17 protein-coding genes are annotated in these 16,732 nt (G+C 67.0%); 6 read left to right on the forward strand and 11 right to left on the reverse strand.

Annotation, left to right across the window (positions count from 1 at the left end; genetic code table 11):
* Positions 1-24 precede the first annotated feature (24 nt).
* Both FHY18_RS13355 and FHY18_RS13360 read left to right on the forward strand, forming a co-directional pair.
* Positions 25-879 carry a nucleotidyltransferase domain-containing protein gene (locus FHY18_RS13355; RefSeq protein ID WP_259155905.1) on the forward strand — a complete coding sequence of 285 codons (855 nt, stop codon included), beginning with the start codon at positions 25-27 and terminating at the stop codon, positions 877-879.
* A 270-nt stretch (positions 880-1,149) separates the two neighbouring features.
* Positions 1,150-1,860 (forward strand): DUF2490 domain-containing protein, encoded by a 711-nt coding sequence (locus FHY18_RS13360; protein WP_259155906.1) that lies wholly within the window; start codon positions 1,150-1,152, stop codon positions 1,858-1,860.
* Positions 1,861-2,010: 150 nt separating this feature from the next.
* Here the strand turns inward: FHY18_RS13360 and FHY18_RS13365 are convergent, their stop codons facing one another.
* The gene (locus FHY18_RS13365) at positions 2,011-2,958 is read right to left on the reverse strand and encodes an alpha/beta hydrolase (protein WP_259155907.1); all 948 of its coding nucleotides are present in this window, start codon (positions 2,956-2,958) and stop codon (positions 2,011-2,013) included.
* Positions 2,959-3,394: 436 nt separating this feature from the next.
* Positions 3,395-4,255, reverse strand: coding sequence for a PA4780 family RIO1-like protein kinase (locus FHY18_RS13370; RefSeq protein WP_046964796.1), 861 nt, complete (start codon positions 4,253-4,255; stop codon positions 3,395-3,397).
* Positions 4,256-4,401: 146 nt separating this feature from the next.
* On the opposite strand from FHY18_RS13370, the gene FHY18_RS13375 reads away from it, so the two are divergent.
* Complete coding sequence (locus FHY18_RS13375; protein WP_259155908.1) at positions 4,402-5,262, forward strand: IclR family transcriptional regulator C-terminal domain-containing protein; 861 nt, start codon at positions 4,402-4,404, stop codon at positions 5,260-5,262.
* 199 nt (positions 5,263-5,461) lie between these two features.
* Here FHY18_RS13375 and FHY18_RS13380 read toward each other — a convergent pair whose 3' ends face one another.
* From FHY18_RS13380 to FHY18_RS13420, 9 genes are all read right to left on the reverse strand, one after another.
* Positions 5,462-6,388, reverse strand: coding sequence for a lysophospholipase (locus FHY18_RS13380; RefSeq protein ID WP_259155910.1), 927 nt, complete (start codon positions 6,386-6,388; stop codon positions 5,462-5,464).
* An 82-nt stretch (positions 6,389-6,470) separates the two neighbouring features.
* Positions 6,471-6,857 carry a 4-carboxymuconolactone decarboxylase gene (pcaC, locus tag FHY18_RS13385; protein ID WP_259155912.1) on the reverse strand — a complete coding sequence of 129 codons (387 nt, stop codon included), beginning with the start codon at positions 6,855-6,857 and terminating at the stop codon, positions 6,471-6,473.
* Positions 6,858-6,883: 26 nt separating this feature from the next.
* A complete protein-coding gene (gene pcaD, locus FHY18_RS13390) occupies positions 6,884-7,666 on the reverse strand; it encodes a 3-oxoadipate enol-lactonase (RefSeq protein WP_259155914.1) in 783 nt (260 codons plus the stop codon).
* 10 nt (positions 7,667-7,676) lie between these two features.
* Positions 7,677-9,026: a 3-carboxy-cis,cis-muconate cycloisomerase gene (locus FHY18_RS13395; RefSeq protein ID WP_259155915.1), complete on the reverse strand. Its 1,350-nt coding sequence runs from the start codon at positions 9,024-9,026 to the stop codon at positions 7,677-7,679.
* Between the two features lie 280 nt (positions 9,027-9,306).
* Positions 9,307-9,870 (reverse strand): protocatechuate 3,4-dioxygenase subunit alpha, encoded by a 564-nt coding sequence (pcaG, locus tag FHY18_RS13400; protein WP_259155916.1) that lies wholly within the window; start codon positions 9,868-9,870, stop codon positions 9,307-9,309.
* A gap of 4 nt (positions 9,871-9,874) precedes the next feature.
* Positions 9,875-10,606: a protocatechuate 3,4-dioxygenase subunit beta gene (gene pcaH, locus FHY18_RS13405; protein ID WP_259155917.1), complete on the reverse strand. Its 732-nt coding sequence runs from the start codon at positions 10,604-10,606 to the stop codon at positions 9,875-9,877.
* 83 nt (positions 10,607-10,689) lie between these two features.
* On the reverse strand, positions 10,690-11,898 hold the full coding sequence (gene pcaF / locus FHY18_RS13410) for a 3-oxoadipyl-CoA thiolase (RefSeq protein ID WP_259155918.1): 1,209 nt from the start codon (positions 11,896-11,898) through the stop codon (positions 10,690-10,692).
* On the reverse strand, positions 11,895-12,683 hold the full coding sequence (locus tag FHY18_RS13415; RefSeq protein WP_259155919.1) for a CoA-transferase subunit beta: 789 nt from the start codon (positions 12,681-12,683) through the stop codon (positions 11,895-11,897). The genes pcaF and FHY18_RS13415 overlap by 4 nt, the downstream gene beginning before the upstream one ends.
* Complete coding sequence (locus FHY18_RS13420; protein ID WP_259155920.1) at positions 12,680-13,543, reverse strand: CoA-transferase; 864 nt, start codon at positions 13,541-13,543, stop codon at positions 12,680-12,682. The genes FHY18_RS13415 and FHY18_RS13420 overlap by 4 nt, the downstream gene beginning before the upstream one ends.
* Positions 13,544-13,797: 254 nt before the next feature.
* Here FHY18_RS13420 and FHY18_RS13425 point away from each other — a divergent pair, with 254 nt between their 5' ends.
* Genes FHY18_RS13425 through FHY18_RS13435 form a run of 3 tightly spaced genes read left to right on the forward strand, consistent with a single transcriptional unit; the run spans position 13,798 to position 16,676 of the window.
* A complete protein-coding gene (locus FHY18_RS13425) occupies positions 13,798-14,874 on the forward strand; it encodes an aromatic ring-hydroxylating dioxygenase subunit alpha (RefSeq protein ID WP_259155921.1) in 1,077 nt (358 codons plus the stop codon).
* Positions 14,875-14,896: 22 nt separating this feature from the next.
* The gene (locus FHY18_RS13430; RefSeq protein WP_259155922.1) at positions 14,897-15,700 is read left to right on the forward strand and encodes a GntR family transcriptional regulator; all 804 of its coding nucleotides are present in this window, start codon (positions 14,897-14,899) and stop codon (positions 15,698-15,700) included.
* Positions 15,693-16,676 carry a PDR/VanB family oxidoreductase gene (locus FHY18_RS13435; protein ID WP_259155923.1) on the forward strand — a complete coding sequence of 328 codons (984 nt, stop codon included), beginning with the start codon at positions 15,693-15,695 and terminating at the stop codon, positions 16,674-16,676. Before FHY18_RS13430 ends, FHY18_RS13435 begins: the two co-directional genes overlap by 8 nt.
* Positions 16,677-16,732 lie beyond the last annotated feature (56 nt).

Genomic DNA, 16,732 nt, shown 5'->3' on the forward strand with positions numbered 1-16,732 from the left:
ACGCCTCTGCGCGCGCTGGCTATCATGGGGCACGTCATCCGCAAGGACAGCTACAACATGGACATCCACCCCATCGCAGAGGACAAGCACGAGGCCGTGCTGTCGGCCCTGCGCGACATCGAACGGCAGCACGACGTGCGCATCCTGCTGGCATGCGAATCGGGAAGCCGCGGCTGGGGATTCTCCTCGCCCGACAGCGATTACGACGCACGGTTTGTCTACGTCCATCGTCGCGATTGGTATCTGACGGTCAACGAGAACACCGGCCCCAACGAGCCGCAGCGCGACGTGATCGAACTGCCGATCTCCGACGATCTGGATGTCAGCGGCTGGGACCTGCGCAAGGCCTTGCGGTTGGTCTCCAAGTCCAATCCGACGCTGCTGGAATGGCTGCATTCGCCGGTGGTCTATCGGCAGGATGCGGTGGCCGTCGCGCAGTTGCGCGCGATCTCGACGCAGTTCTATTCGCCGCTTGGCACCTGGTGGCATTACTTCAACATGGCCAAGAGCAACTACCGCGGCTACCTGCGCGGCGAGCGGATTCGCACCAAAAAGTATCTGTATGTGTTGCGCCCGATCCTGGCCTGCCAATGGATCGAGCGCAGGCAGGACATGCCGCCGATGGCGTTCGAAGTATTGCTGGAAGAATTGTTGCCCACCGGTGAGCTGCGTCACGAGGTGGATCGTTTGCTGGCGCTCAAGCGCGTCTCCACCGAAGTGGAAGATGGGCCTCGGATTGCGCCAATCAGCGATTTTCTGGAGGCAGAACTCGACCGCATGGGCACGTCGCAGCCACACCTGCCTGCCGGCAGCGGGCGTTCGGATGCCCTGGACACCTTGTTTCGGCAAATGCTTTCCAACGAGGCTGCATTGCCCTGATCCATTGCTGCGGGCTGTCGGCCTGGTGAATCGATCGCCAGCCGCTGCAGCGCTGTCGGCGTTGGCGTATCGCGCTGGTCGAGCGGAAGGCAAATAAAGACACGCCACCTCGCCCGCTATCTGCGCGCGCCGCCCTCGAATGCACTGAAACGATGGAATATCCCGATTAGCGAAGCGGCAGGCAAACAGAGGCGCTGTAGGTGGACCAGACGGTCGATGGGAGCACAAGAGATGTTGCTATGATTTGCCAACGACGACACATTCGACTAAATGAACGCATTTGGCACGCTACGGACCGCAACGTTTCGCATCGCCGGCCCTGTTCTGCTTTTACTGCTGGGAAGTCTCTCCACGGCCCATGCCGCTACTGAAGAAGATGGCCGGTATTGGTTGAGTATCTACGCCCAGGGCAAGCTGCCGGTGGAAAACCTTTACTGGAGCATGGATATTCATCCGCGCTGGCGCGAGGAAGGCGAGCAGTTCGATCAATTGATCCTGCGCCCTGCGGTGTTTTACCGGCTCAATCCCAAGGCCAGCGTCTGGATGGGCTATGACACCATCATCAGCCACCCGGCAGGCCAGCCGTCCAACCGCGAGAATCGCTGGTGGGGACAGTTTCAATATCAGTTCGATCCGATCGCCGAGATCAGCATCACCAGCCGTACCCGCCTGGAACAGCGTCACCGCGAAGACTTCAGCGATGAAGGCTACCGCGTGCGGCAAATGATTCGCGCCGTGCGCCCGAGTGGGTTCAACCCGAAGTTGTCGTGGGTGGCGTTCAACGAGCTGTTCGTCAATCTCGATCAGACCACGTGGGGCGCGCGCCGCGGCATCGATCAGAACCGCGTCTTTGTCGGCATCAACTGGAAATTCAACGCCATCTCCAATGTGGACGTCGGTTATCTCAACCAGTTCGTCAATACGCGTGCGGTGGATCGGGAAAACCACGTCTTGATGACGACGTTCCGCTTCAATTTCTAGACGCCGCGGTAGCGCCCCGGCACCGGGTGCCGGATCGCGCGGGCGTTTGTTCGAGTGGATCGCAGTGGCGCGATTGCATCGGCGTCGCGCACCAACGCGGCCTGCACGCCATGAGGCTGAGCGCATCGTCGATATGGGCGACACGCACGATCACACCGGCAGCAACCGCTGTCGCAGCACGTCGGCAAACATGTCCACGGTCGTGTCGGCTGCCTGGATGATGCTGCCCATGTGGATGAAGCCGTGCACCATGCCGGGGAAGGTGTGCACGCTGACCTCGACGCCGGCTGCGCGCAGGCGCTCGGCGTAGCGCAGGCCTTCGTCGTGCAGGATGTCGCGCTCGGCCAGCACGATCAGGGCCGGCGCAACGCCGCTCAGATCCGGCGCCAGCAGCGGCGAGACGCGCCAATCCAGGGTGATGGCCGGGTCCTTGATGAAATGCTGGTTGAAGAACTGTGTGGCCTGCCGGGTAAGCGGCGGGATGTCGGCATTGGTGGTGCGGGACGGATGCTCGCCACTGTCCTGGCGCGTGTCCGTCAGCGGGTACAGCAATAGCTGACAGCGCAGCGCAATGCCGGCATCGCGTGCGGCGATTGCAGCGGCAGCCGCCATCGCACCGCCGATGCTGTCGCCGGCCACCGCCAGGCGCTGCGGGTCTGCCCCAACCTGCTCGGGATGCGCGGCCAGCCACTGCAGCGTGCCGATGACATCCTCCACCCCGGCAGGTGCGGGATGCTCCGGAGCGAGCCGGTAATCGACGGCCAGCACCTGGCAACCGGCGCGTGCGGCCAGCTGCCGGCAGACATCGTCATGCGAATCCAGATCGCCCACCACACCACCGCCACCGTGCACGAACAGCAAGGTGGGCGCGGGGCCATCGCTCAAGCCCTGGGGGCGATAGAGCCGCAACGGTACGCTGCCGGCAGCGGTGTCGGCATGTACGGCACGCAGCTGCGCCATCTCCAGCACCGGGAAGCCGAGTTGGGCCCCCATACCACGCATCATTGCGCGCGCCTCTGCCAGCGGCAGCGTTTCCATCGGCGGCTGGGCGGCCTGCTGAAGCACGGTGAACAAGCGAACGACATCGGGATCGAACATGGCGGTCTCGCTGGTAGTGAACGACTGCCGAGTCTGCCTGATACTTATTTTTAATAACAATTAATCTGAATAATGATTCGGCAAGGTGACGACCGATAACTTGAGCGCGCCGGTGTTGGCTTGATACATAAGCGCTTGGGCCTGCACGCGTGAGATGTCGCGCAGACGCGAGCACGCAGTGGCGCTGCCGATTGCTGCATTGCATCGCGCGCATGCGCAACTGCCCGTCGGGTGCGCAGACCTGCACACGCAGGCAGTGCGGGATGAATCGGCAACTTGCCCTTCGTTGACGGCAACTTCCGAAGGTACCCGGATCCCACGTTGCTGCGTTCGCGCCGTTACGCAAACGACGTCTTCGCGGCTGGACCGATGCAGCGTGCGCCGCGTCAACGCCTCCCGTTGCACTGGCAGCGTGCGGTCATGAAGCACGCAACGATCAATCGTCGTCTTCGGCGGCGGCTTCGCGCCCTTGCTGGCGAATGAGGTTTTCCTGCCGCGCGTCTTCGATCGAGGCGCGGATGGCGCGCACGTCGGCGCGCTTGGTATCGAACTTGAAACGGCCGGTGAGCGCGCTGTCCGGGCGCAACTCGCCCTTTTCGTAGAGCGCCCACATCTCTTCGCCGTAGTGGGTGTCCAGCAGGTCCGGGGCGAAGCGGCCCAGGCAATCACGCAGGTTGTGCACATCGCGCAGCAGCATGTCGCGCGCGGCATTGTTGCCGGCGGCGCTGACCACCTGCGGGAAATCGATCACCACCGGGCCCTCGGGCGAGACCAGCACGTTGTATTCGGACAGATCGCCGTGCACCAGGCCGAGCGAAAGCATCTTGACCACGTCGCCGATCAGGCTGCTGTGGAATGCGCGTGCCTGCTCCGGCTCAAGCTCCACTTCGCCCAGACGCGGTGCGCTATGGCCGGCTTCGTCGGTGACCAGATCCATCAGCAGCACGCCATGAAAATAACCGCGCGGCTTGGGCACGTGCACGCCGGCATCCACCAGCTGGTAGAGCGCGTCGGCTTCGGTGTTCTTCCATGCGGTCTCGGCTTCGCGGCGACCGAACTTGGTGGCCTTGCCCATTGCGCGCGCCTGGCGGCTGCCGCGCACCTTGCGGCCCTCCTGATATTGCACGCGCGCCTGGAAGCTGCGTTGCGCCATGTCCTTGTAGACCTTGGCACACAGGATGTCCTCGCCGGCGCTGACCACGTAGACGGAGGCTTCCTTGCCGCTCTTCAGTGGTCGCAGCACTTCGTCGATGACACCGTCGTCGATCAGCGGCTGCAGGCCCTTGGGGGTTTTCATGGACGAGGGGGACCGATCCGAAACAAGTCAGCGGCGATTATGCGGCAAGCAGGATGAAGTGCTTACATGCGATGCACACAGTGCGACCGGAGGCAGGCATTGGCGCGAGCGCTTACCATGCGGGGACCTGCCTGACGCGCGATCCGATGCCCGAGCCCACCGCCAGCCGCCGCAAACGTCCTGCCGCCGTCGCCGCGCCCGGGAGCGAGCGCGGCCTGCCGTACGAATTGATGCAGCAGATTGCCGCCGCCCAGGGCGACCCGGACTTCATGACCTCGCTGGGGCGCGGCCTGGTGGTGCTGAGCGTGTTCGCCCAGCACCCGCGCGAGGTGACGATGTCGCAGATCAGCCTGGAAACCGGCATCTCCCGCGCAGCGGTGCGGCGGGTGCTGCACACGCTGGCCAAGCTGGGCTATGTCGGCGAGCAGGGCCGTGGCTATGTGCTGTTGCCGCGCGTACTGGGGATTGGCGGCGCGTATGCGGCGTCTTCGGCGATGACCGCGGCCGCGCAGCCGGTGCTGGACGGGCTGCGCGACCAACTGCACGAATCCTGCTCGCTGGGCGTGCTGGATGGCGACGACCTGCTGTACGTGGCGCGCGCGGAGACGGTGCGGATCATGTCGATCGGGCTGCGCCCGGGCACGCGGCTGCCGGCGTATTGCACGTCGATGGGCCGGGTATTGCTGGCCGCCCTGCCCGCCGACACCTTGCAGGCCTATCTGGAGCGCACCACGTTGCGCCCGCGTACCGACCGCACGGTGACCCAGGCGTCGGCGCTGCTGGAGATCCTGGCGCGTGCGCGCCGCGAAGGCATGTGCCTGACCGACCAGGAGCTGGAAATCGGCCTGCGCTCGATCGCGGTGCCGGTGCGCAACCTGCGTGGCGAGGTGATTGCCGCGCTCAACATCGGCGCGCAGGCCGGGCGCGTCAGCCTGCAGACCATGCAGACACAACTGCTGGACCCGTTGAAGCTGGCGGCGCAGCGCCTGGGAGCGTTGCTGAGCTGACGCGGGCGGCGCGTCCTAGGTGATGGAGCAGCGCGATTCTGGGTGAAGGCCAAGATCCTGCCGCAGCGCATGGCGATGCCGCACACCAACGCGAGCTACCTTACGCGCAGCTGCAGCGCATTGTTTGGCATGCAGCCAGCAGCGTTGGTCGCGTACGCCGGCAGCCTCCTGCGACACCCGCATCGCCCCGCCTGCGGGCTCAACGCGGCCGACGCAGGAAGCCCACCACCGTCTCCACCCAGGCGGCGTGTGTGTCCTCGACATGCGCCACATGATCGGCGCGCGGCAATGTGACCCAACTGCGATCTTCGCTACCCAGGCGTGCGAACAGGTGCGCGTTGTCCGCCTGCGTGGCGATCGGATCGTCGACACCCCGCAGCAGCAGCACCGGCAGCGTCGTGACCCGTTCGGGCTGGAACGCGAACTGCTCCATCGCGCGCCAGTCCGTGCGCACCGGGTCGGCGGCCACCGCCTGCGCCTGGTAAGCGTCGCGCACGCGCGTGGGTGCGGCGTTGGCAGTGATGAAATCCTCGCCGGCGGCCGCGCTGGTGGTGCGTGCGCGCAACGGCTGGGCCGGGGTTGGCGCGTCGGTGGGCGGCGCATCGACATCGTCGGGGAAGCCATACAGCACCAGTGCGGACAGCGCCTGCGGCTGTTGCTGGCCCACCAGCAGCGCCACCCGCGCACCGTTGGAATAGCCGATCAAGGCCGGTGGCGGCAGATCTGGATGTTGCCGGGCGACCCAGGCCAGCACCTGCTCGACGTCGCGCACTGCGCGGGCGGGCGTATTCCACCCGCTGGGATCGCGCGCACTGCCGCCGTAGCCGCGCAGGTCCACCGCGTAGGCGGCAAGCCCGGCCCGTGCGAAGGCGGCCAGTACCGAGCGCGTGTCGCCCGCTTCGCCGGGCACCTGCAGGTCGAAGTTGGGCAGCGAACTCCAGGTGCGGCCATGCACCAGCAGCACCGTGCCACGCGGCTTGGCCGGCGCGCGCGACCACACCGCCAGGGTCTGGCCATCGTCGGCGCGTACCTGCGCCAGCCGGGTGCCCGGCCCGGGCTGCGGTTGCGCACCGGCGGTCAGTGAGAGCAACACCAGCAGGAGCAGGCAGGCGGGTCGGAATGTCATGCGGCATCTCGTCATGGGCGCGGCGGACTGGGCAGGCTGCGTGGCTGGGCAGGCAGACGCGAAAGCGACATGAGCGACCGCATCAGGGCTCGGCAGCCTGTTCTTCCAGAATCGGTTTGGCCAGCGCAAAGGCGTGGTTGGCCGCCGGGACGCCGCAATAGATCGCCGCTTGCAGCAGCACTTCCTTGATCTGCTCGGGGGTGATGCCGTTGTTGCGGGCGGCGCGCACATGCAGCTTGAATTCTTCGTCGTGGCCCAGCGCGACCATCATCGACAAGGTGATCAACGAGCGGGTATGCGCAGGCAGGCCGTCGCGGGTCCAGATGGTGCCCCAGGCATACCGGGTGATCAGGTCCTGGAACTCGGTGGTGAACTCGGTGCGCGCGGCCAGCGAGCGCTCGACATGCGCCTCGCCCAGCACCCGGCGGCGTTCGCGCAGGCCGGCTTGATAGCGTTCGTCTTCGTGCATGGGATGTCCTTGTAATGCGGAAAAGATCAGTCGGCTTGCAGGAAGCCCAGTACCGCGTCATTGAACGCGGCCGGCGATTCCAGATTGCAGATATGGCGGCCCGGCACCTGGGCGTAATGCCCATCGGGCGCCGCGTAGGCGATCTCGCGCAGGTTCGGCGGCGGGCACACCGGGTCGTCGTCGCCGGCCAGGGCCAGCAGCGGCAGGTTCAGCCCATCCAGCGCACCGCGGAAATCCGCCTCGGCCACCGCCTGGCAGCAGGCGATGTACCCGGCCGGCGAGGTGGAGACGAAGGCGGCGGCGATCATGTCCAGGCGCTGCGCGTGGCTGATGGCAAATGCCGGTGTAAACCAGCGCTGCAATGTGGCATCGATCAGCATCGGCAGGCCTTCGCTCCGCACCTGCTCGATGCGGGTTTCCCAGGTGGCGGTGCTGCCGATCTTTTGCGCGGTGGCACAGACCACCAGCCGGCGCAGCCGCTGCGCGGCATGCAGCCCGAGCCACTGCCCGGTCAGCCCGCCGATCGACAACCCGCAGAAATTGCTGCGCTCGATCTGCAAGGCATCCCATAACCCCAGCACGTCCTGTCCCAGATCGGCCACGCTGTACGGGCCGGGCGGCGAGTCCGAATAGCCATGGCCGCGGCGGTCGTAGCGCAGGATGCGGTAATGCGGGGCGAAGGCCTCGATCTGCACGTCCCACATATGCAGGTCGGTGCCGAGCGAATTGCAGAAGGTCAGCCAGGGCCGCCCGTCGGTGCCGTCCACACGGTAATGCAGGCGATGCGTGGGCAATTGCAGATAGGCCATCGAAGCACCGTCAACGGGGAGAAGAGGCCAGTACGCGATCGATCCAGACCGAGGACATGCCGCGCCAGCTGTCGCTATCGAACACCGCCTGCAGTTGCGCGTGCGTGAGTACCGCGCTCGCCTGGGCGTCCTCGGCCAGCACCTCACGCAGATGCCGCTGCTGCGCCTGCGCACGCGCCACCGCCTGTTCGACCAGCGCGTGCGCCTGCGGCTTGCCAAGCTGCGGGGCCAGTGCGAACACCGCCGCCTCGGCGTAGAGCACGCCGCCATGGCTATCCAGGTGGTGGCGCATCCGCGCGCGGTCCAGTTCCAGCTCGGCCAGGCAGGCCTGCATCTGCGCCAGGCTGCCGGCGGTCAGGCAGACGATCTGCGGCAAGGTGTCCCATTCGGCATGCCATTGCCCGGCGGCGCGCTCGTGCGGCTGGGCCATCGTGCTGAACAAGGTGGCGATCAGCCCGGGCACGCGGGTGGCCGCGGCCACTGCCGCCACGCTGGCCACCGGATTGCGCTTGTGCGGCATCGCCGACGAGCCGCCCTTGCCGACTGCCGCAGGCTCGAACGCCTCACCGACCTCCGATTGCATCAGCAGCACCACATCGCCGCCGATCTTGCCCAGCGTACCGGCGAGCAGGCCGAACGCGCAGCCGACCTCGACGATGCGGTCGCGCGCGGTGTGCCAGGGCAACGCAGGCAGCGGCAGCGCCAAGCTGGTGGCCAGCGCCTGGGCCACGTCCAGACCGCGCTCCTGCAAGGACGCCAAGGTGCCGGCCGCGCCGCCGAACTGCAACGCCAGCGCGTCGTGCCGCAACCCGTGCAGGCGCCGATGCGCACGTTGCAAGGCGTCCAGCCAGCCGGCCACCTTGAGCCCGAAGGTCACCGGCACGGCTTGCTGCAGCAAGGTGCGCCCGGGCAGACCGGTGTCGCGCTCGCGTGCGGCCAACGCGGCCAAGGTGTCGCACAGTTGCTGCAGGCGCGGCAGCAGCAGATCGAGCGCGGCGCGCAGTTGCAACACGCTGCCGGTATCGATGACGTCCTGGCTGGTGGCGCCCCAATGCACCCAGCGCGCGGCTGCGGCATCGTGCACGGCGACGCGCGCGGTCAGCGCCTTGACCAGTGCAATGGCGGGGTTGCCAGCGAGCGCGGTGGCCTGCGCCAGGGCGGCCATGTCGTAGTGCTGCACCTCGCAGGCCGCTGCAATCGCTACGGCAGCCTCGGCAGGAATGACACCGCACTGCGCCTGCGCGCGGGCAAGCGCGGATTCGAAGTGCAACATGGCCTGCACACGCGCCGCATCGTCAAACACTGCGTCGCACGCAGGCTCGCCAAACAAGGATCCCAACAGCAAAGACGTCGCACTCATGCATCGCATCTCTTGGCGTACCGGCAGCATGGCACCGAAGCACGGGGGTGCCAACTAGACGTTAGGGCAATGCGCGCGGCGCAATGCGGCCTGACAGGGCGATGGCTGGCGAAGGTGACAGCATGCACGCCGGGTTGCATCCGCGCCCTGGGCACCGCGGTGCGCGCTCGCAGCCTGTCATCGCGTGCCGTACGCAGCGTACCGGCGCGACCAGCTGCCGGTCGGACTCCTCGCGCAGGGACACCGGCGGCTGCGTGCAGCGCTGCAGACGATCTGCAAATCAATACCGGAAGAACACGGTTTCCCTCTCGCCTTGCATGTGGATATCCCAGCTATAGGCGTTATTGCCCGCCGGCTGGGCCAGCAGGGTGGTGCGGCGCTCGGCCGGCACCAGCGCCAGTATCGGGTCGCTGTCCAGTTGCGGGTCATCGGCGAAGTACAACCGCGTCGATGCGCCGCGCAACAGCCCGCGCATGAACACCAGCACGCTCAGGTGTGCTGCCTGCGGACTGCCCTGCGGCCCGGCGACGACACCCGGCTTGACCGTGCTGAAGCAAAAGCGCCCCTGCGCATCGGTGGGCACCCGGCCCCAGCCATCGAAGCTGGCGTCGTGCGCCTGGTGGCGGGCATCGGCGGCATGCGCGTAGATGCCGGCGGCATCGGCCTGCCACAGCTCCAGCACCGCGTCGGCCACCGGCACGCCGGCACCATCGAAGACGCAGCCGCTGATCTGCACGTGCGTGCCGGCCGCCTGCGCCGGTGCGAGCCGGTCGCGATACAGCGGTTCCAGGCCAAGCCGGTAATACGGGCCGACGGTTTGCGAAGGGGTTGCGTGCAGGCTCATCGATTCACTCCCAGACCGTTTGCTTGCGACCACGCAGCACGATGTCGAAGCGATAGGCCAGCGCATATTCGCTGATGGCGTTTTCCCAGTCGAAGCTGGACACCATGCGCTCGCGCGCCAGGGCATCGTCGACGCAGTTGTAGATCGGGTCGTGCGCCAGCAGCGGGTCGCCGGGGAAATACATCTGGGTGATCAACCGTTGCCCGATGCCATCGCCATGCAACGAAAAATGGATGTGCGCCGGCCGCCAGGCGTTGTAGTGATTGCGCCACGGATACGCACCCGGCTTGATGGTCTTGAAGACGTAGCGGCCATGCGCATCGGTGAGCACCTGGCCGGTGCCGCGGAAGTTGGGGTCCAGCGGTGCGTCGTGACGATCGCCGGCGTGCTGGTAACGGCCGGCGGCATTGCATTGCCACACTTCCACCACGCTGTTGCGCACGGGCCTGCCGTTTTCGTCGAGCACGCGGCCGGAGACGATGATGCGCTCGCCCAGTGGCTCGCCACCGAACCCTGCGGTGAGATCGGCTGCATGCTCGCCCAGGGTGAGCCGATCCAGGCGCGGGCCGGTGACTTCCGACAGCGTGACCGGGATGTCGATCGGCGCGCGCGTAGGGCCGCGCAAGGTGGTGGAGGCGTACGCCGGATGCAGATAGGCCGGCTGTGTGCCGGGCCGGGTACGGCGGTAGCCGAGCAGCGGGTCTGCAAGTGACCGATCAACGGGGGCATCGCGCATCGTGAAATCTCCCTGCGCCGCACTGCGGCATGGTCAAGCAATGTAGGTGTGCGATAGCGGCGCAGTGGTTGCAGCGGGCAGGCTCACAGACGTTCGATCGCCAGTGCCACGCCCTGCCCCACGCCGACGCACATGCTGGCCAGCCCGAGCCGGCCGTTGTTGGCTTCCAGTTGCCGCAACAAGGTGAGCGCCAGCCGCGCACCGCTCATGCCCAGCGGATGGCCCAGCGCAATGGCGCCGCCGTTGGCGTTGACGTGCGCTGCATCGTCGGGCAAGCCGAATGCGCGCAGGCACGCCAACGCCTGCGCGGCGAAGGCTTCGTTGAGTTCGATCGCATCGAACTGTTCGATGCGCAGGTTCAGACGCGCCAACAGACGCTGCGTGGCCGGCACCGGGCCCATGCCCATGTAAGCCGGCTCGACACCTGCCGACGCGAACCCCAGCACCCGTGCGCGGGGCGTCAGCCGATGCGTCTGCACGGCCTGCGCTGACGCCAGCAACAACGCGGCAGCTCCGTCGTTGATACCGGACGCATTGCCGGCAGTCACGCTGCCGGGTTGGCGGAACACCGGCTTGAGTTTGGCCAGCATCTCGGCGGTGGTGTTCGGGCGCGGGGCTTCGTCGTATTCGACGGTGACGGCATCGCCGCCCTTGCGTGCAGCCACCGGCACCGAGGTGATTTCCGCATCGAAGAACCCGGCAGCCTGGGCGGCGGCGACGCGCTGCTGGCTGCGCAGTGCGAAGGCGTCCTGATCCTCGCGCGCGATGGCATGGCGCTGCGCGACGTTTTCGGCGGTTTCGCCCATCAACTCGGTGCCATAGGCCGCCTGCAGGCGCGGGTTGATGAAGCGCCAGCCCATGGTGGTGTCTTCCAGCTGCTGGGTTCGCGCGAAGGCGCCCTCGGCCTTGCCCATCACCCAGGGCGCGCGCGACATCGATTCGACACCGCCGGCAAGCGCCAACCCCAGCTCGCCGGCGCGGATGCCGCGTGCCACCGTGCCGATCGCATCCAGCCCCGACCCGCACAGACGGTTGAGGGTGCTGCCCGGCACCGAACTCGGCAGCCCGGCCAGCAACACGCTCATGCGCGCGACATTACGGTTGTCTTCGCCGGCCTGGTTGGCACAGCCCAGATACACGTCGTCGATGCCGGCCGGGTCCAGCTGCGGATGACGGGCCAGCAACGCGGCGATCGGCACTGCGCCCAGGTCGTCGGCACGCACGCTGGACAGCGCGCCGCCATAGCGGCCGATCGGCGTGCGGATGCCATCGATCAGATAGACCTCGCTCATGCCTCGGCTCCGGCGGCCTGCTTGCCATGCGCTGCATCGGTGCGTGCCTGCAGCGCGCGCAGCGCCTGCAATTCCGCAGTGCTGGGTGGGGTGGTCTGCGCAAGATCGGCGGCGAAGCGGATCGGCCAGCCGGTCGCCGCGCTCACCTGTTCGCGACTGATACCCGGGTGCAGCGAGGTGACGGTGAGTTCGCGGGTGAGCGCATCGGGCTCCATCACGCACAGATCGGTGACCACCACGGTAGGACCGGCGCCAGGCAGGCCGGCACGCTGCCGCGCATCGCCACCGTCCAGATGCCCGACCGTGGTGACGAAGTCCAGCACCGGCACGAAGCTGCGTCGGGACTGCCGCATGATGATGAACACCTGCTTGGCGCTGGCCGCGATTTCCGGCGCGCCACCGGCACCGGGCAAGCGCGTCTTCGGCGCTGCGTAGTCGCCGATCACGGTGGTATTGAGGTTGGCGTGGCGATCGATCTGCGCCGCCCCCAGGAAGCCGACATCCACCCGACCGCCCTGCAGCCAGTAACGGAAGATCTCCGGCGTGGAGACCACGGTGTCGGCGGTTTCGGCCAGCTCGCCGTCGCCGATCGATAACGGCAGCACGTCCGGGCGCGCGCCGATCGGTCCGGATTCGTAGATCAGGGTGACATCCGGCGCATGCGTGAGCCGGGCAAGGTTGGCGGCCGTGGATGGCAGGCCGATGCCGACGAAACACACCGCGTCATCGGGCAGGCGGCGCGCGGCGGCCACGGTCATCATTTCGTTGGTGCTGTACTCGCTCATGCGGCCACCTGCAGCAGAGATTGCGCATAGACGCGCTGGAACGCTGCGAAATCGTCGGTGTCGAGAATATGCGTCTGGATCCACGCCTGGAACCGCGCACGGTCGCGCGCGATCGCGTCCCAGCCCAGATAGAAGCGGTTGTCGCGGGCGTAGTAGCCATGCGCGTACGACGGCGCGGCACCGCCAGGCACGTGGCACACCGCATCGACCACCCAGCGCGGCAGGATGCAGGCATTGGGTGGTGCGTCGAGCGAGTCTACGATGTGTTCCACCGTCACGATCACCTTGCGCGCGGCCAGTGCCGCCTCCTTCTGCACGCCAAGAATGCCCCACAGCAACACGTTGCCGCGGCGGTCGGCCTGCTGCGCGTGGATCACGGTGACATCGGGATTCACCGCCGGCGTGGTGGCCAGCGTCTGGCCGGTGTAGGGGCATTGCAGGAACTTGATGCTGTCGTTGACGCGCGGCAGGTCCGAGCCGACATATCCGCGCAACACCGCAAACGGTAGCCCGGAGGCGCCGGCGACATAGGCGTTGGCCATGTCGGCGTGGCTGTGTTCGCGGATCTGCAGCGGCTGCGGCCAGGCATGTTCGACCGCATCGCGCAGCCGGTGCAGCGAGCCGACCCCCGGATTGCCGCCCCACGAAAACCGCAACGCCGACGCGCAACCGGCACCGATCAGCTGGTCGTAGATCAGGTCCGGAGTCATGCGCACCAGGCGCAGATTGCGTTTGCGCTGGCGGATCACCTCATGGCCGGCCGCATGCGGGATCAGATGGGTGAAGCCTTCCATCGCCACGCAATCGCCATCGGCAATCAGGTGGGACACCGCATCTGACAGAGCGACGATTTCGGCCATGGGCAAGACACCGCTGCGAATGTGCAGCCACGGTAGGGCCGGCCCAATAGCCCGGTCAATACGATTATCGGCGATTGAATTCGATAATCGCACAATTTCCGTTGCGCAGTCATGCTCCGGCATTGTCTCCGGTGTATACATAACTTCGCCTGCAAGCAGACGCCAGCGCTGGCATGCGCGTCAACTGGTTGCAGGCCGGCGCAGTGCGTCGATGCGTCCCCCAGGTTGTATACAAAACCCCAGGAGTCACGGTCATGTCCCAGTCCAAGCCGCTGTTTCCCCTCAACGCGTGGTATGCCGTCGCCTGGGACCACGAAATCAAGCACGCCCTGACCCCGCGCAAGGTCTGCAACCTCGAAGTGGTGGTCTACCGCACCACCGCCGGTGCGGTGGTCGCGCTGGAAGACGCCTGCTGGCACCGGCTGGTGCCGCTGTCGATGGGCAAGCTGCGCGGCGATGACGTGGTCTGCGGGTATCACGGCCTGGTCTACAACACCCAGGGCCGCTGCGTGCACATGCCCTCGCAGGAAACCATCAATCCCTCGGCCTGCGTGCGCAGTTTTCCGGTGGCCGAGAAGCACCGCTACGTGTGGATCTGGCCGGGCGACCCGGCCAAGGCCGATACCGCGTTGATCCCCGACCTGCATTGGGCGCACGACCCGGCCTGGGCCGGCGATGGCCGCACCATCTACGCCAAGTGCGACTACCGGCTGGTGCTGGACAACCTGATGGACCTGACCCACGAGACCTTCGTGCATGGCTCGAGCATCGGCCAGGACGAGATCGCCGAGGCGCCCTTCGATGTGGTGCATGGCGACCGCTCGGTGGTGGTGTCGCGCTGGATGCGCAATATCGACGCGCCGCCGTTCTGGGCCAGCCAGATCGCGCGACATCTGGATTACCACGGCAAGGTCGACCGCTGGCAGATCATCCGCTTCGAAGCGCCCGGCACCATCGCCATCGATGTCGGTGTGGCCATCGCCGGCACCGGCGCACCGGAGGGCGACCGCAGCCAGGGCGTCAACGGCTACGTACTCAACACGATTACGCCGGAGACCGATACCACCTGCCATTATTTCTGGGCGTTCATGCGCAACTACGCGTTGCACGACCAATCCCTGACCACGCTCACCCGCGCCGGCGTCACCGGTGTGTTCGGCGAGGACGAGGCGGTACTGGAGGCGCAACAGCGCGCCATCGACGCGCATCCGGATCACACCTTCTACAACCTCAACGTCGATGCCGGCGGCATGTGGGCGCGGCGGGTGATCGACCGCCTGATCGCGCACGAACAGCGCGCGCAGGATCTGTCGCTGCGCATGGTGGGCTGAGCGCAGCGCACAGGAGACCACCATGCCACCGACCACACCGTTCCACAGCAGCGCGGCACAGACCACGCGCGCGCTGCTCTCGCTGCGCGAACTGATCCTCGACGGCACCCTGCCCGCCGGTGCGCGACTGTCCGAAGTGGCGGTGGTGCAGCGGCTGGGCATGTCGCGCACGCCGGTACGCGCCGCATTGCAGCGCCTGTGCGAAGAAGGACTGGCCAGTGCGCTGCCGGGCGGCGGCTACGCGGTGCAGGCCTTCAGCGAGCACGACGTATACGACGCCATCGAACTGCGCGGCACGCTCGAAGGCCTGGCCGCCCGCATGGCCGCCGAGCGCGGGGCCACCGCCGCGCAGTTGGCGCAGGCGCACCAGCTGCTGGAGACGCTCGATGCCATCGTCGGCGCGCCGCAGGATGCCATCGACTTCGCCGCCTATGTCCAGGCCAACGCGCTGTTCCATGCCCTGCTGGTGGCGATGGCCGGCAGCGACGTGCTCGGCCGCGAGCTCACCCGCGTGCTGCAGCTGCCATTCGCTTCGCCCAACAGCCTGGTCATGGCCCAGACCAGCGCTGCCGACGCGCAGGTGATCCTGACCGTCGCGCAGGACCAGCATCGCGAAGTGATTGCCGCCATCGCACAGCGTCAGGGCAGCCGCGCCGAAGCGCTGGTGCGCGAGCACGCCCGTCTGGCCCACCGCAATCTGCGCCACCTCCTGCAAACCCCCACGGCGATCGCCAAGGTGCGCGGTGGCGCCCTGCTTGGCCGCGCCCACGCATCCACCGCCGGTCTTGAACGGCACGCTCTTGTGCCTGGAGTTCCTCATGCGTAAAGACACCCAATGGCATCGCGCCCATGTCGTCAGCATCGCCGATGCCTGCGCAGGCGTGCGCGAAATCGTGCTCGACCCAGGCACTGCAGCGCGTGCCTTCGAGGTGGGCAGCCACCTGGATTTTCGCCTGCAGTTGAACGGCCGCAGCGATGTGCGCTCTTACTCGCTGGTGGGAGAGCCGCGTGCGGATGGCTACTACCAGATCGCAGTACGGCAGATGCCGGACAGCCGTGGCGGCTCGCTGCATATGTGGACGCTGCAGCCGGGCGACGTGGTGGAAATGTCGCCTCCGAGCAACAACTTTGCGCTGGACGAGAGCGGCGAGGAAATCCTGTTGATCGCCGGTGGTATCGGCATCACGCCGATCCTGGGCATGGCACAGCGGCTGGCGCAGCGGCACCAGGCATTCCGCCTGCTGTATGTCGGGCGCTCGCGCAGCGCGATGGCCTACGTCGACCAGTTGGAGGCGCTGCTCGGCGCGCGCCTGCAGCTGCATTGCGACGACACCGACGGCCCGCCCGATCTTGCCGCCGAACTGGCACGGCTCTCGCCCAACGCCGAGGTCTATGTGTGCGGGCCGCTGGGCATGCTGGAGGCGGTACGCCAGCACTGGCATGCCGCCGGGCGTCCGCGCGCGCGGCTGCATTTCGAAACCTTCGGCAATAGCGGGCGGATGCCGGCGCAGGCGTTCGTGGTCAAGCTGCCTGCGCTCGGCCTGGAAGTACCGGTGGCCGAAAACGAATCGATGCTCGATGCGCTGGCCGACGCCGGGGTCGAATTGATCGCCGAATGCCGTCGTGGCGAGTGCGGCTTGTGCGCGGTGGAGGTGCTCGACAGCGCCGCCGACATCGATCATCGCGATGTCTTTTTCAGCGACGAACAACGCCGCGAGAATCGCAAGCTGTGCGCCTGCGTGTCGCGTGCGGTGGGCGGCAGCATCAGCATCGACACCGGCTACCGCGGCGAGCTGGGCTGAGCGCTGCCGTCATGCGCACCGCGCCGGCCGTTGCGCTGGCGCGGTGCTGCTGAGCG

This window comes from Xanthomonas sp. 3793 (genome assembly GCF_024806835.1).
Lineage (GTDB): Bacteria > Pseudomonadota > Gammaproteobacteria > Xanthomonadales > Xanthomonadaceae > Xanthomonas > Xanthomonas arboricola_F.

Bases quoted from the DNA above. Each gene is read 5' to 3' on its own strand.
- FHY18_RS13365 (WP_259155907.1), bottom strand. From the start codon at position 2,958: ATGTTCGATCCCGATGTCGTTCGCTTGTTCACCGTGCTTCAGCAGGCC.
- FHY18_RS13430 (WP_259155922.1), top strand. From the start codon at position 14,897: ATGCCACCGACCACACCGTTCCACAGCAGCGCGGCACAGACCACGCGC.
- FHY18_RS13425 (WP_259155921.1), top strand. From the start codon at position 13,798: ATGTCCCAGTCCAAGCCGCTGTTTCCCCTCAACGCGTGGTATGCCGTC.
- FHY18_RS13380 (WP_259155910.1), bottom strand. From the start codon at position 6,388: ATGACATTCCGACCCGCCTGCCTGCTCCTGCTGGTGTTGCTCTCACTG.
- pcaC (WP_259155912.1), bottom strand. From the start codon at position 6,857: ATGCACGAAGACGAACGCTATCAAGCCGGCCTGCGCGAACGCCGCCGG.
- FHY18_RS13370 (WP_046964796.1), bottom strand. From the start codon at position 4,255: ATGAAAACCCCCAAGGGCCTGCAGCCGCTGATCGACGACGGTGTCATC.
- FHY18_RS13420 (WP_259155920.1), bottom strand. From the start codon at position 13,543: ATGGCCGAAATCGTCGCTCTGTCAGATGCGGTGTCCCACCTGATTGCC.
- pcaG (WP_259155916.1), bottom strand. From the start codon at position 9,870: ATGAGCCTGCACGCAACCCCTTCGCAAACCGTCGGCCCGTATTACCGG.
- FHY18_RS13355 (WP_259155905.1), top strand. From the start codon at position 25: ATGGGGCACGTCATCCGCAAGGACAGCTACAACATGGACATCCACCCC.
- FHY18_RS13375 (WP_259155908.1), top strand. From the start codon at position 4,402: ATGCCCGAGCCCACCGCCAGCCGCCGCAAACGTCCTGCCGCCGTCGCC.
- FHY18_RS13360 (WP_259155906.1), top strand. From the start codon at position 1,150: ATGAACGCATTTGGCACGCTACGGACCGCAACGTTTCGCATCGCCGGC.
- FHY18_RS13435 (WP_259155923.1), top strand. From the start codon at position 15,693: ATGCGTAAAGACACCCAATGGCATCGCGCCCATGTCGTCAGCATCGCC.
- pcaD (WP_259155914.1), bottom strand. From the start codon at position 7,666: ATGGCCTATCTGCAATTGCCCACGCATCGCCTGCATTACCGTGTGGAC.
- pcaH (WP_259155917.1), bottom strand. From the start codon at position 10,606: ATGCGCGATGCCCCCGTTGATCGGTCACTTGCAGACCCGCTGCTCGGC.
- pcaF (WP_259155918.1), bottom strand. From the start codon at position 11,898: ATGAGCGAGGTCTATCTGATCGATGGCATCCGCACGCCGATCGGCCGC.
- FHY18_RS13415 (WP_259155919.1), bottom strand. From the start codon at position 12,683: ATGAGCGAGTACAGCACCAACGAAATGATGACCGTGGCCGCCGCGCGC.
- FHY18_RS13395 (WP_259155915.1), bottom strand. From the start codon at position 9,026: ATGAGTGCGACGTCTTTGCTGTTGGGATCCTTGTTTGGCGAGCCTGCG.